The following is a 13,962-nucleotide window of genomic DNA, read 5'->3' as shown; positions in this document are numbered from 1 at the left end:
GAGCTGACTAGACGAGGAGCAGGAACAGCAGCCCGCTGGGCGAGCCGAGGCCGGTCACGTCGTCGTAGCCCTTGGTGGTGTGGATCGTCAGACCCTGGTAGTCGAACGTCCGCACCGAGCGGAGCAGGCCGTCCGACGCGTCGACCGAGTTCGCGTAGTCGACCCGGGCCACCGCGGCGTCCACGTGCTGCACGTCGCTGATCGCCTTGGTGCGGGAGGTCAGCTTGTAGATCACGGGGTTGATGAAGCCGTGGTGGAAGTGGTCGAAGCTGTCGGCCACCGCCATGATGCCGGCGAACACCGGCGACGCGAGGCTCGTGCCGCCGATCCGGTACTGGTCGTAGTGCGCACCCTCCGGGAAGGTCTGCGTCTGGCCGACCAGGAAGCCGGTGTTCGGGTCACCGATCGCGGAGATGTCCGGAACCACGCGGCCCTTGTTGCCGGCCGTCTGGTTCTTCGTGGACAGCGAGTCCGGCACGACTCCCTTCTGGTAGAAGGGCTGCGGGAACAGGCGGCTCGTGCCACCACCGGAACCGGAGGTGTAGGCGAACGGCCCGAACGCACCGTTGGTGATCGTGGACTTGCTGGTCTCCCAGCCGGTCTCGAACAGCCGCTGGCCGTTCTTGCCGACCGCCAGCGACGTGCCGCCGACCGCGGTGATCCACGGCGCGGAGGCGGAGAAGTCCGGCGACGGCGTGCCGAGGCGCGCCACCTCGTCACCGTTGTCGCCCGAGGAGAAGTAGACGCCGATGCCCTCGAGGACCGCCTGCAGCGAGATCTGGTTGAAGACCTTGACCTCGTCGGCCGGGATGTCCTCGCCGGTGTCGCCGTAGGAGTTCGACACGATGTCGGCCTTGTGGCCGGCGATCACATAGTTCAGCGCCTCGTCGAGCGCGTTGTCCTCGCAGGACTCGCCGCCGACGTAGAGGATGTTCGCGCCCGGGGCGAGCCCGTGGGCGGCCTCGACGTCGAGGGTCTCCTCGCCGTACCAGCCCGCCGCGTCACACTGGTCCGGCGGCTCGAGAACCGGGTTCGCCGGGAAGACGTGCTGCGAGAACTGGCTCTGCTTCAGCGGGTGCTGCGGGTCGTTCTTCTTCGCGTACGTGCTCGCGTCGGCGTAGATCGTCGGCGAAGCGAAGGCGTCCACGATGGCGATCGTGGTGCCGTGGCCGTCCGCGCCGAACTTCGCGGCCTGGTCGACACCGTAGGCCGAGCGGAGCTGGGCCGGGGTGTAACCGCAGGGCGCGTAGGTCAGCTGCTTGCCGTTGTAGGCGGGGTCGGTGGTGTCGACCTTCTCGCCGTAGTAGGAGCTGCACGGCGGCGCGTTGCGGAAGCCGGGGCCGGGCGCGACGTCCGACGGCTGGACCGACTTGGTCGCCTTGCCGGAGTCGATACCGTCGGTGTGGTCCGGCTTGAACAGGTTGGTCGCCTGGTCCACGCCGACGACGCCGAGTACGTCGCTCGCCAGGTTCGCGGGCACCGAAAGGTTCTTGTCGGCGGCGCGGAGGGTCTGGCCCTTGACGCTGTACTTGCCCAGCTTGACGCCGAACGCGTTCTGCGTCTGGCCGGCGGTGCCGGTGGCCTCGACGTAGGCGCGGTTCGACGGGATGTCGCCGATGCTGAAGCCGCTGCCGGTCAGCCACGCCTTGACGGCGTTGACCGTCGCGTCGCTGGCGGCGAAGCGGTCCCGCACCTGGTCGGTGCTCAGGAACTGGCGGTAGGTCTTGCTGTCCGGGTCGGACACGGCCTGGGCCAGCGCCTCGGCTCCGGCGTTGTCGCGCTGGTTCAGGTAGACGCGGAAGCTCAGCTTCGCGGCGGGCGCCGTGTCGGCGACCTTCGCCTGCGCGTTCGCCCACAACGGGTGCGACTGCGGAATGTCCTGACGCCCCTGTGCCGACGCCGCTGCCGGCATGGCCGCGGTGAGACCACCCACCACCGCGAGCGAAAGGAGCAGGGTGGAGCTTCTTCGCACAGAAATCTCCCTCTTCTGAATCGGCCCGGGTAACGGACCTAGAACACCGGACGAGACTAGATCGGGGTTCCGGCCGCGGGGAAGTACTTGCGGAACCGTTATCTGGTCGCGAATTCACCGGATCCGGAGCGCGGGACGGAAATCCGATTTGTCGTCCGAAATACGCGAGGATTGCTCCGCGATGCGCGGTAAGTCCGTTTCGTGGCCGTATTACGGACCACGCGATCGGAGTACCCGCCACCTACGAAAGTCGGTTGCTCCGTCCACTCCGGACAGTCCCGCGATGACGGCACTTAGGCCGTCAGCCACCGGCTCGGCCGGGATCCGGGTCCGGCCGCGGGCCGACGTCAGACCTGCGCCGCCAGTCGGCGATCCACTTCCACCGGGGAATCATCGTCGCCACCGCGAGCCCAGTGCACCGATCTCGAACTGCAATTCCGCCTCGCCCGCCAGCACGACACCTCGCGGACCCCGGCCACGAAAATGTGGCTCGGCCAGGTCACCAGCACGCCCGGTTGACCACCGACACCGGCGCCGCGAATCCGCCGACCGCCCTATCGCCGACATGCCGATCCGGGACCGGCCGCGGGCCGGCGTCAGGCCTGCGCCGCCAGCCGGCGATCCACTTCCACCGGGGAAAACACCGACTCCACCACCATCGCCACCGCGCCGCCCACCGCGAGCCCGGTGCCGCCGATCTCCACCTGCAGGCTCTGCGTCGCCCGCGGCAACGCGCGCCGGTACAGCACCTCGCGGACACCCGCCACGAAATGCGGCTCGGCCAGGTCGCCCGCGATCACCAGGACGCCCGGGTTGACCACCGACACCAGCGTCGCGAGCACCTCGCCCACCTGGCGGCCCGCGAACCCGGCCAGCCGGACCGCCGCCGGTTCGCCGGCCAGGATGCGGTCGCGCACGCCCGAGCCCGACGTCGTCGGCAGGCCCTGCTCGGTCAGGCGCGCGGCCAGCGCGCCGCCGCTGGCGACCGCCGCGAGGCAGCCCTGGGAGCCGCACATGCAGCGGGCCTCCGGGAACGCCGGCAGCCGGATGTGCCCGATGTCGCCGGCGCCGCCGTCGACCCCGCGGTAGACGTCGCCGCCGATGACCAGGCCGGCACCGATGCCGGTGGACACCTTGACGACCACCAGCGCGGGCGACTCCGGGTGGCGGGCGCGGTGCTCGCCCAGGGCCATCAGGTTCGCGTCGTTGTCGACCAGCACCGGGGCGCCGAACCGCTCCCCCAGGTACTCGTCGATCGGGTAGCGGTCCCAGCCCGGCATGATCGGCGGCTGCGTGACCCGCGCCTGCCCCGGCTCGACCGGCCCCGGCACGGATATCCCCACCCCGCAGACCGGCAGGTCGACGTCGGCGAGCAGCTCCTCGAACCACTCCGCGATCCGGCCGAGCACGGGTTCCGGGCCGTCGGCGACGCGCACCGGGCCCTCGCGGCCCCCCAGCCGGCGTCCGGACAGGTCGGTCAGCGCGACCTCGGCGTGCATCGTGTCGACGCTCGCGGCGAGGACGACGGCGTGCCGGTCGTCGAACCGCAGCTGCCGCGCGGGGCGGCCGCCGGTGGAGTCCTCCTGCCCGCCCTCGGCCAGCAGACCCGCCGACTGGAGCAGGTCGAGCCGCGCGGTGAGCGTCGAGCGGGACAGCCCGCTGCGCGTGAGCAGGGCCTTGCGCGTGGTCGCCTGACCGGTCCGGACCAGTCTCAGCAGCTCACCGGCGCTGGTCGGCGTGGTCATCCGGGCCCCCTTCGCTGTGGGTCACATCATCCCAGGGCCTACTTTTGTCCATTGACAAGACATAAGTAGGAGATAGATTGGACACATGGACGTAACATGGGGGTCCGCTGAGGCCGTGCTGGCCGAGAACTGGATCGGCGCGTCCACCGTGCCTTCGCGCGGGCTCTACCCGCACCAGTGGAGCTGGGACTCCGCCTTCATCGCCTTCGGCCTGCGCCACCTGGCCCCGGAGCGCGCCCGGCGCGAGCTGGTGACGCTGTTCTCCGCGCAGTGGCGCGACGGCCGCGTCCCGCACATCCTCTTCAACCCGGACACCCCGCCCGAGGCGTACTTCCCCGGCCCCGCGTTCTGGCGCGCCGGACGGACGTCCGGGCTGATCCAGCCGCCGGTGCACGCGCGCGCCGTGCTGGCCGTGCACCGCGCCGACCCGGCGGGTTCCGGGGCCGAGACGTTCCTCGCGACGCTCTACCCGAAGCTCAAGGCCTGGCACGGCTACCTGCGGACCTACCGCGACGCGGGCGGGCGCGGGCTCGCCTCGATCGTGCACCCGTGGGAATCGGGGATGGACAACAGCCCGGCGTGGGACGGCCCGCTTTCGCGCGTCACGCCCGCCGACCCGGCCGGGTTCGTCCGCCGCGACCTGGAGCACGGCCACGCCGCCGACCGCCCGAGCGACGAGGACTACGGCCGCTACGTCCGGCTCGCGTCGGCCTACCGAGACAGCGGCTACCTCGACGCGCGCTGGGCCGACGTCGACGGCGGCTTCACCGTCGAGGACCCGGGCCTCAACGCGCTGCTGGCCGACGCCGAGCTCGCGCTCGCCGAGATCGCCGAGGTGCTCGGCCTGCCCGCGGCCGCCGCCACGCACCGCGACAGCGCGGCCCGCGTCGCCAAGGCGCTGCAGGAAACGTTGTGGGACAGCGCGTCCGGCTTCTTCTTCGCCCGCGACGTCCGCACCGGCGAGCGCACCCGCGAGTACACCTGCGCCGGGCTGCTGCCGCTCGTGCTGCCGGACCTCGCCGTCGCGCCCGCGTTGCTGGCCACCGCCACCGGCCCGCGCTTCCGGCTCGGCCAGGTGCACGGCGTCCCGAGCTACGACCTGACCGCGGCCGACTTCGACCCGGGCCGCTACTGGCGCGGCCCGTCGTGGTTCAACGTCGGCTGGCTGGTCCGCCAGGGGTTGCTGCACCACGGCGAGCACGCGCTGGCCTCGTGGCTGCGCGACGACCTCGTCGAAACGGCCACGCGCACGGGTTTCGCGGAGTACGCGGACCCGTTCACCGGCGCGGGCCACGGCGCCCGCTCGTTCGGCTGGACCGCGGCGCTCACCGTGGACCTGATGTCCACCACCGGCTGACGGCCGGCCCAGCCGCGTCGGGGGCGGGTGGGCCGGCCGCCGCTTCACGACTACGTGAATTATTGACACACTATTTCCGTTTCGCCCGACGATCGATTACCTCTTCGCTCACACTGAGTCATCAGAGCCGGTGCACCAGATCCAATACGGGCCACACCAGAGGAAATCTGAACGCGCACGGTAGCAAGTTGACAAATACATGACAATTCGCAGCCAGCCACACAAGATCAATTCCTATCACTCATTCGGGTGGTTGTTGTACCCTCGCAAATGAAGGAGCATTTGATGCTTGTGATTCAGATGCCGCAGCCGAGGGGATCAGTCGATGTCGGTAGAAGCCAGTTCCAGCGAATGGCTTCGCGTCAAGCTACCGGAGAAGATCACCACCGCGACAGCGTCAGCTCTCTTGGCCAAGAGGACCCCCGCCGAGCGAGACGCACCTCTCGATCTTGATCTCACCAACGTCGCAGTGGTCGACATCACCGGCCTGATGATAGTCCTTTCGGCACTCAACGAGCGCAGTTCCGCCGGTCTGGAAACACGGATTTCGTTGCCCCGGCATCCCGAAGCGATCAATTTGCTCCTCGATTCCGAGTTCCCTTCGGCGGCCGCGATGGTGACCCGTCCACAGCTCGGAACGCTTCACTGGACCGACGGCGCCTTGCCGCTACGCGACCAGGTACGACTTCTTCTGCGCCCTCCGCCGAGCCGACCTTCCAGCACCGCCTACGAGCGACTTCGCGACGAGCGCTTCTTCGGTTTCTTGACTTACTCTTTCCAGGCGGAGCCGCAGGTCGCGTCGATCATCACGACCGAATGGTCCCGGTGGCGTGGCCCGCTGATTCTGAGCTTCCTCGACACCGCGCTCACCCATCACGGTGCCGAGATCGCCCGGGTGGTGATCTACGAACTGCTGACGAACGCCGTACTCCACCCGGAGGGAGATCTGCTGACTGTCGGCTCGTGGGTCGACAGCACTGGAGGCGACCGAGCGAAAGAACTCGTCATCTCGGTGTGGGACAACGGCAAGAGCATGATTGGGACGCTCCGCAACGGCTTATCGGAAAACCGGCCGATCCGGGTCGCCGAGGCGGCAGTCGACGACACCTTCGTCGTCGACGCGTCGGCCTGGCAGCCAAGATGGCCGACATACACCGCTCGCTGGACGCCCGGGCGAGACGCCGCGGACGAAGAACTGCTCCTAGCCTCAGTCTTCCCTGGAATATCCCACCGGCAGGCGAAGGCCCCACCGAACCCGGTACTTCGAGGACGAGAGTTCCCCCAGGGATACGGCTTGCATGCCTTGTACCGGTGTGCGGCAGACCTCTTCGGGGGCTCACTGGAGATTCGCACCGGCAATCAGCAGCTGAACCTCGTCAGTACCCGGCGGCACCGCCATCGCGGAGTCCGCCGGTACCGAGCCCATGTCGCGCGCGTACCAGGTCAGCCCTTCCACGGGAACCTGTTGACCGTGCGTATCCCGCTGCGCCATGCCCGGTAGTCCACGACGATCCTGGCAGTTGGAAACGGAAGTTCTCCGGGTCGGCCCCATAGCTTCCGAACGAGTAGAAGAAGGCCGGCGTCGGTTTCACGAGTGGCTGGCGAGACGGCTGGTGAGCGCGGTCTCGGTACGCCGGGCCGCGACTTTCACGCGGTACATCCCGGCCGACGACATCCGGAATTCCGTCCTCCCCTCGACCGAGATCCTAGGCTTCACCACCTCCGAGGCAGACCGTGAAATCAAGATCATCGACTGCTCTGGAAATCGCTACGGTGACCTCGGAGAGAATTTCCTGCACTGGGTCGCACTGTGCGCAACCAAGTTCGCGACCAAGCCCGACCAGATCAGCGTCGTGCTGCTTCCAAGCTTTCCCCACAACGCGTTCAGCCCGTTCTGGACCCCCATAGTGGGCATGTCGGCCGATTCCGGCACCGTCGTGGTTGTGAACAAGACGGGCCAGCTGGAGCGGCACGGTCACCCGCGACCACTGACGCCCCCCGACCCGGAGATCTTCCAGGACAAGTACCGAGGGCTCAACGGAACACCTCGGCAAGACTTCGAGGACAAGATCATCCGCCGCATCGGGCACTTCGAGATCAGCAAGCTGTACTGCAGCCACTTCTTCTTCGACGGCTCTCTTGCGGTCGCCGAACTGGCCGACGTGCTCGGTGACGCCATCACCAAGCTGACCGGGAAGCGGACAGCGAGAACGACCCTCGTCGTGCCGGAGACGACCGACGCCTGGATGGAGCAGGCTGTCGCAGCCACAGCCAACCGGCTAAACGTCCCCTGGATGAAGTGGCCGGAAGATCCAGGACAGATCCCCGAGCCGTTTCCCCGGACGACCTACATGTTCCTTCTCGACTTCATCAACACGGGTGCGACGTACACCAAGGTCGTCCGGCAGGCACGCGAGGCGGACTACAAACTGCACCAGTACTCCGTGGCGGCTTTCATGTCCCCGGACTTCCACGCCGAGGGCAATGGCCTTCCCGCGGTCCACGCCATCAAGCACGTCGCGGCCGAGCGCGTCAGCCGTGAGCAGTGCGACCAATGCGCGCTGAGACTTCCTCACACCGACAAGCACCGGGACGATTTCGCCGGGCTTCGGTCGTACGACGCGTGGTACATCCTCACCAGTGTCGCGTGGATGCGTGAAGGGTACGGTCCTCCCGAATCCCATCGATGGCGCCATTTTCCGCCGTTCGCGACGATTTTCGAGAAGTTCGGCGACTGCCTGGCCTACAAGCTGGAACTGGTGATGCAGGACGTGGCACCTCCCGGCGTGGTGATCGTCTGCCCGGAAGAACCTGCCGTGCAACTGCTGATCCGCCGGATGCAGCACTGGGCGGACGACAGGATGGTCGCGGTCCCGCTTCCGCGAGAGGCACTGAACGAAGCCGGCCAACGGGGTCTCACAGCGATTCGCAGGCTCGCGGAAGGAACCGGCCGGGGGCGGCAGCTGGAACACTTGTCGCAACAACGGGCGAGCGTAGTGATGCTGGACGAGATCAATGCCTCGAACGGGACAGCGCACCAGATGTTGCAAATCCTCAAGGCATTTCAGATCCAACCGCACGCCTACACGCCGATCTTCAATTTCGTCCCGGCCGAGCAGCTCGACGGGGTCCCGATCCACTCACTCTACGAGCTCCCCAGCCCGCGCCGGGTGTGGTCGTGACCGGCCCGCGATCACCACGCCGACGACGCGAACGTGCCGAAGAATCGATGGCGTCGATCGCGCACTTCCTCCTCCGGGAGACCGACGTGCACCGCCGTATCCTCATGGTGCGCGACTACGCGAACCGGGCGAGTACGCTACCGGCCGGTGAGCGAGCAGGATTCGACGTCACCGTGATCGAGTCGTTCCTTCCTCCGATGCCGGACACGATGCCACCACGGCGTCATCCCGCTCCCGCCGAGGACATGCGGGAAGTCGACATCCTCGTCCTCACTGTGCAGCCCATCGAGCTCAAGGCGGCGCTGGCCGCGTTGAAGATCGACCGCGGACCGGATGTGGTGCACCGCGGCCGCCCCTACTTCCACACACGAGTCCCGTTCACAGCGGCCGGATTCGCCGATCCTCCCGCCGATCTGACCGTCGCGGTGACGGCCATCGGCGAGGCCTACGGCCTGTACGCCCAGCACGCCGTCGACGAGATCGCCACCTTCTATCGGGCCAGTGTATGGGTCCTCGCCGGAATGGCGGCCGGCCTGGCCGAGCACACCAGGAAAGCCGACGTTTACCTCCCGCAGACAGTGTGGTGGTATGAGCCCGGCCGCCAGACTCCCGACCGCTTCGAGCCCCGGCCGGAAGTTGCCAGTCGCGGTCCGATGAACCTGCAGCTCGTGCGCTTCGACCCCTCCGGTGTGGCTCTGCGCGATCGTCTCGCGGCAGCGATCGCCGAGTTGCCCGATCGCCACCGACCGCCTGACCTGCCGGCGGACTTCGCTCCTCGAGTGTCGGTGCTTTCCGACGCGGTCGCTTCCGGTGACAAGCTGCTGCGCGACGGCGAGCAGCTGGTCAAACTCCACGAGAGCAATCAGCGCATTGTCCTGGGCGATCAGGAGTCCTACGGATTCGCCTTCGCCTGCCGGGACATGGATTGGATCATTGCGCGGGGCATCGCCGACTTCGGGGACCAGGAGAAGGACTCGTCCTACCAGTACCTCGCGACTCTGCTTGCCGTGCACACTGTCCTCGAGTTCCTGGAGCGCGACTACATCCCACCCGGCTTCGCCATCCCGGGTGAGGAGCCCGGCCAATCATGATCCAGTTCCCGGGGCGTCTGCAAGACACCACGTGAAATGTGTGGTGTGCTGGAGAGATGGACGCGGATCCGTTCAAGGCCGACGTGACCTACGACGACGTGTACGTCCTGTTCCTTGACGCGTCCGGGTACTCCAGCATAGTGGGCCGCAACCCGCGGGACCGGGCCGCGCACGCGTTCGACCTACTGCGGGAGCGGCTGATCGCCAGAGTCGAAAAGACGGCTCGAGACCTCGGCTGTGCCCGCGCCGAGCTGTGGAGCTGGCGAGGCGACGGCGGCTTCTTCATTCTGCACGATGACAACGAGAGCGTGACGCGGGACGTCACGCTCGATGCAGGCCACGCGATCCTGACCGAAGACGTCCCGCGGTTACGGGAAGAGCTCGCGCAGGCCGAGTTCACCGGTGAGCTACGCCTCCGGTTGGCCGTGCACAAGGGAGCCATCCGGCTGCCCGGCGACCGGCTCGCTTCGATCCACTCACCACACATCAACTTCGCCGCGCATCTGGAAGAGGCCGTCCCTCCAGACCGGCTGGCCGTCTCCGATGCAGTGCACCGGGTAGCAGGCCCGTTCATGGATCGGCTCGAGTGGGTCGGCGTTTTCGAAGGACAGCAGATCTACCTCATGCGTACCGGCGATGAAGTAGAGCCGGGCAGGCGGGCGTGGCTGCGAGCAACTGGACTGCCCGGCAATGTGCGTGTCCACGCCTATCCCCGCCGACCCAGCCAGCAGGACAAAGCTCACCTGGTCAGCACCGCGTCCCGGGACCTGCTGGATTTGGGCACCACGCTCAACTCCTGTTCGAACCGGATGATCACAACCGATAGGCCCGCGGTCTACCGTGACGCGGTGCTCGAGTTCCTCCGGCGCGGCGGGACATACCGCTGTGTACTGCTCGACCCGGCCAGCGAGGCAACGGCGATCTTCTCACGACTGCGTGGCGAGCAGCTCGCGCCCAAGATCAAGGAATCACTGAAGCGTTTCGCGCAGTTCAAGGAACGCCACGCCGGGGACGCCGACCGATTCGAGGTCCACCAAGCGAGCGAATTCCCCGGTATGGCCGCGCTGTGCGCGGATTCCGGACCGCACAGCTTGATCCTCTACTCACCCTATCTGCTCGGTATCGGGCCGACGGCGTCCGTTCTCGATCGAGCGGACATGCCCCACTATTTCGCGACCGCCGACTCCGGTGAGCTGCATCGGACCTTGGAGGCTGCCATCACCCAAGCCACCCGGCCGGGCGTTCTGGAAAGAGTTCTGTGAACGGCCGGTGATCAGGCAGTAGCCGTGGTGTGGTCCGAGCTCATCGGTCTTGTTGATCCGCAGCCACTCGTAGCGCATCGTCGCTCGGAGTCGCTTATGTGCTCGTCCCTGCGGGCCCAGCAGGTCGGTACACGCAGGCTCGCGACATCGACATCCTGAGGAAAGAGTTCCCCTCCGGCCTTCCACGCTTGACCAGGGGACCCGCACCACCCCCAGCCGGGTGCGGGTCCCCCGTTGTGCGATGGTGCGGTGCTCCGGTTTTCGTGGCGGCGAACCGGTCCTGACACCGAAGACCTCTGCCGGCTTCGGTGTCCTATCAGGATTTTCGCAGTCTACCTTCGCGAAGCCCGCGGCGAACGTGCATTTTTCATGGTCCACACCGTGAATCCCGCATCAGCCGAAACCTACGCCGGACGACAGCAGGCCGAACGCCCGATCGGCGGCGGCGACCGCGTCCGGATGGCGCTGCTCCGCGGGAATCCCGTTCGCGACGGCGTCCATGTTGGCCGTCGACAGCAGCCGGCGGACCGCCGCGATCTGGGCCGCCGCCAGTTCGGCGTCCAGTGACGGCACGTTCGCTTCCATCAACGCCAGTGCCAGTGCCGCCTCCCCCGCGGAGACGAACTCCGCCAGCCGCGCCACCAGCGCCGGGGTGCCGGTGACCAGCCGGAACACCGCGACGACCTCGAGGGCGTCGCACAGGCCGGTCACCGGTTCGCGCTCGGCGAGGCCGCGCAGGAACGCCTCCCGCAGCGCCGCCAGCGGCCCCTGGCCCGGGCGGCGGGCGCGGACGACGTCCGCCGCGTCCGTCTCGTGGTCGGCGAACCGGTGCAGCACCAGGTCCTCCTTGCTCGGGAAGTAGGCGAAGAGGGTCCGCTTGGACACCTCGGCCACCCGCGCCACCTCGGCGACCCCGACGGCGTCGAACCCGCGCTCCAGGAAGAGCGTGATCGCCGCCGTCGAGATCGCCGCCCGCGTGCGGAGCTTCTTGCGCTCCCGCAGGCCCAGTTCATCGGTCACGTCACTCAGCGTAGCGCCCGGGGGTCAGACCTTCTGCAGGCCAGGCGTCCCTGCTTGCACTACGTAGCTGGCGTCGTTCTTGATGACCACCTTCGCCGGGTCGTAGACGCTCGTGTCGGACGTCGTCATGAAGTCCGCCCGCGTCTGCGACGGCGTGGCCGTGACGCGGACGTAGCCGCGCTCGCCCTTGCAGTACTTGACGTGCGGGTTGTTCGCCAGCCAGGCCGCGCTCGGCGGGGTCGCGGTGTCGCTGTTGCTCGTCACCGACGTCGTGACGAGCTCCGAGCCGATGAGCGGGTCGCTGTGGTCGAAGTAGTCCAGCCGCAGGTCGGCGGCCCAGTGCCGGTGGACGTCGCCGGTCAGCACGATCGGGTTGGCCACCTTCCGGTCGACCCAGCCCTTCGCGATCCGGTCGCGTGAAGCCTCGTAGCCCTGCCAGGAGTCGGGGCTCTCGCAGGTGGCCTTGTTGCCGTCGCCGTCCCGCGTGGCGAAGAAGACCTGCTGGGCGAGGAAGTCCCACGTCGCCGGGTGCGACTCGAACTGCTTGAGCAGCCACGCCTCCTCCGTGGCCCCCAGGATGCTGCGCGAGGTGCTGCGCATGTCGGTGCAGGAGGGGCCCGCCGAGCCGGACGGGTCGGCGACCTGGGCGTTGCGGAACTGGCGGGTGTCGAGCATGTGGAACCGGGCCAGGTTGCCCCACATGAGCTGGCGGTACAGCTGGATCGACGAGCCGTTCGGCTTCGCGGTCGAGCGGATCGGGGTGTGCTCGTAGAACGCCTGGAACCCGGCGGCCTTGCGCGCGGCGGGCGCGGGCGAGGTGGTGCCGTTCCAGTTGTTCATCACCTCGTGGTCGTCGAAGACGACGATCCACGGCGCGATGGCGTGCGCGGCCTGCAGGTCGGCGTCGGTCTTGTGCTGCCCGTGGCGGGCGCGGTAGATCGCGAGCGTGGTCGCGTCGTCGGCGACGGCGAGGCTGCGCGGGTTGCGCTCCGCCGCGGCGCGGCCCGACTTCTTCTCGTAGATGTAGTCGCCGAGGAACAGCACCAGGTCCGGGTCGTCGGCCACGACGCCCTTGTACGCGTGGTAGTAGCCCTCCTCCCAGTGCTGGCAGGAGGTGAAGCAGTACTTGAGCTGGTTGACGGCGGCGCCCGCGGCGGGCGCGGTGCGCGTGCGGCCGACCGGCGAGATGTAGCCGGAAGTCTTGAAGCGGTAGAAGTATTCACGCGCGGGCTGCAACCCGACGGGTTCGATGTGGACACTGTGCGCGGACGCGCGGACCGCGCTCGCCGAGCCGCTCTGCACGATCGAGCTGAACGCCGCGTCGTTCGCGATCTCCCAGTCGACCGCGTACGTCGCGTCGGGCATGCCGCCGAAACCGTCCGCGTTCAGCGGCGCGGGCGCGAGTCTCGTCCACAGCACCACGCTGTCGGGAAGCGGATCGCCGGAGGCGACGCCGAGCTGGAACGGATCGTGGATGGCGGGCGCGGCCGCCGTGGTGCGGGCGTTCGCCCAGGACGGCAGGGCCGCCGAAGCCGCCGTGGCGGTGACCGCGGCGAGGCCGCCGAGCAGCACCTTGCGCCGGTTGACCTGACTCATGTCGGGAAGTCCTTTCGGGGAGGGGGAAGACGCGGTCAGGCGGCGAAGTCGGTGATGCCGTCGCTGCAGGACTTCAGGTCCGGCTTGCCGGTGGTGTAGTTGGCGACGCAGACCTTGTAGAAGACCCAGCCGCCCTTCGCGACGGTGACGGCCTTGTCGACCTTCGTGCCCTCGCCGCCGGAGTTCCAGACGTAGAACGGGCCGGCGCCGCCCTTGAGCCAGTAGGTGACGACGGCGGAGTAGCCGTCGGCATCGGTGTCGTAGACCAGGAAGTGCGAGTCGGACGAGCGGTACTGGCCCTCGCCGACGCAGGCGTCGGCGCACTGGCCGCTGCCCGTGCCGACGCCGCAGTCGGGCGCGACCCGCGTGTCGGAGCCCGTGTTGACGTAGGTGTCGGAGACGTAGCCGCCGAGCGCGGGCACGTAGTCCCACAACGTGCTCGTGCCGAAGGTGCCGGTCACGGACGTGCCGGTGGTCTGGCAGTCGATGCTCACCGACGCGCCGTTCGCGACGGTCTTGACGGCCGTGGCGCTCGTGGTGGGCGCCCGGCGGACGTTCAGCGGGTCGCCCGCGGTCTTGATGGTGCCGGTCGCCGCGGCGGACGCCTCGAGCGCGCCGCCCACCGAGAGCGTGCCCACCGCCGTGAGAATGATCCCTAAGCCGGCGATACGCCGGAGGTTCAAACGCTTCATGGCGGGAGCGTGACGCACTCCGGTACACGTCCCATACAAAGCGCC

At 68.2% G+C, this 13,962-nt stretch carries 10 protein-coding genes; 5 read left to right on the top strand and 5 right to left on the bottom strand.

The annotated features are described in order from the left end of the window. Positions 1-7 precede the first annotated feature (7 nt). Together OHS58_RS45275 and OHS58_RS45270 are read right to left on the bottom strand one after the other, a co-directional pair. Positions 8-1,972, bottom strand: coding sequence for a S53 family peptidase (locus OHS58_RS45275; RefSeq protein WP_328646367.1), 1,965 nt, complete (start codon positions 1,970-1,972; stop codon positions 8-10). Positions 1,973-2,568: 596 nt separating this feature from the next. Beyond that, positions 2,569-3,717, bottom strand: a complete 1,149-nt coding sequence (locus OHS58_RS45270) for an ROK family transcriptional regulator (protein ID WP_328646366.1) — start codon at positions 3,715-3,717, stop codon at positions 2,569-2,571. 85 nt (positions 3,718-3,802) lie between these two features. Between OHS58_RS45270 and OHS58_RS45265 the strand changes: the two genes are divergently transcribed. The 5 genes from OHS58_RS45265 to OHS58_RS45245 all read left to right on the top strand — a co-directional run bounded on the left by OHS58_RS45265 (position 3,803) and on the right by OHS58_RS45245 (position 10,609). Continuing rightward, a complete protein-coding gene (locus OHS58_RS45265; RefSeq protein WP_326946744.1) occupies positions 3,803-5,074 on the top strand; it encodes an MGH1-like glycoside hydrolase domain-containing protein in 1,272 nt (423 codons plus the stop codon). A 325-nt stretch (positions 5,075-5,399) separates the two neighbouring features. Further along, the gene (locus OHS58_RS45260; protein ID WP_328646365.1) at positions 5,400-6,575 is read left to right on the top strand and encodes a hypothetical protein; all 1,176 of its coding nucleotides are present in this window, start codon (positions 5,400-5,402) and stop codon (positions 6,573-6,575) included. 112 nt (positions 6,576-6,687) lie between these two features. After that, on the top strand, positions 6,688-8,256 hold the full coding sequence (locus OHS58_RS45255) for a hypothetical protein (protein ID WP_328646364.1): 1,569 nt from the start codon (positions 6,688-6,690) through the stop codon (positions 8,254-8,256). Further along, positions 8,253-9,347, top strand: coding sequence for a hypothetical protein (locus OHS58_RS45250; RefSeq protein ID WP_328646363.1), 1,095 nt, complete (start codon positions 8,253-8,255; stop codon positions 9,345-9,347). The genes OHS58_RS45255 and OHS58_RS45250 overlap by 4 nt, the downstream gene beginning before the upstream one ends. A gap of 56 nt (positions 9,348-9,403) precedes the next feature. Further along, positions 9,404-10,609, top strand: a complete 1,206-nt coding sequence (locus OHS58_RS45245; RefSeq protein WP_328646362.1) for a hypothetical protein — start codon at positions 9,404-9,406, stop codon at positions 10,607-10,609. 393 nt (positions 10,610-11,002) lie between these two features. Here the strand turns inward: OHS58_RS45245 and OHS58_RS45240 are convergent, their stop codons facing one another. Genes OHS58_RS45240 through OHS58_RS45230 form a run of 3 tightly spaced genes read right to left on the bottom strand, consistent with a single transcriptional unit; the run spans position 11,003 to position 13,917 of the window. Then, on the bottom strand, positions 11,003-11,629 hold the full coding sequence (locus OHS58_RS45240) for a TetR family transcriptional regulator (RefSeq protein WP_326946743.1): 627 nt from the start codon (positions 11,627-11,629) through the stop codon (positions 11,003-11,005). Positions 11,630-11,653: 24 nt separating this feature from the next. After that, a complete protein-coding gene (locus tag OHS58_RS45235) occupies positions 11,654-13,225 on the bottom strand; it encodes an alkaline phosphatase D family protein (protein ID WP_328646361.1) in 1,572 nt (523 codons plus the stop codon). Positions 13,226-13,260: 35 nt separating this feature from the next. Next, on the bottom strand, positions 13,261-13,917 hold the full coding sequence (locus OHS58_RS45230) for a hypothetical protein (protein WP_328646360.1): 657 nt from the start codon (positions 13,915-13,917) through the stop codon (positions 13,261-13,263). Positions 13,918-13,962 lie beyond the last annotated feature (45 nt).

The sequence above is a fragment of the Amycolatopsis sp. NBC_00348 genome, from assembly GCF_036114655.1.
GTDB lineage: Bacteria > Actinomycetota > Actinomycetes > Mycobacteriales > Pseudonocardiaceae > Amycolatopsis.
This window is presented reverse-complemented; position numbering and strand designations above follow the sequence as displayed.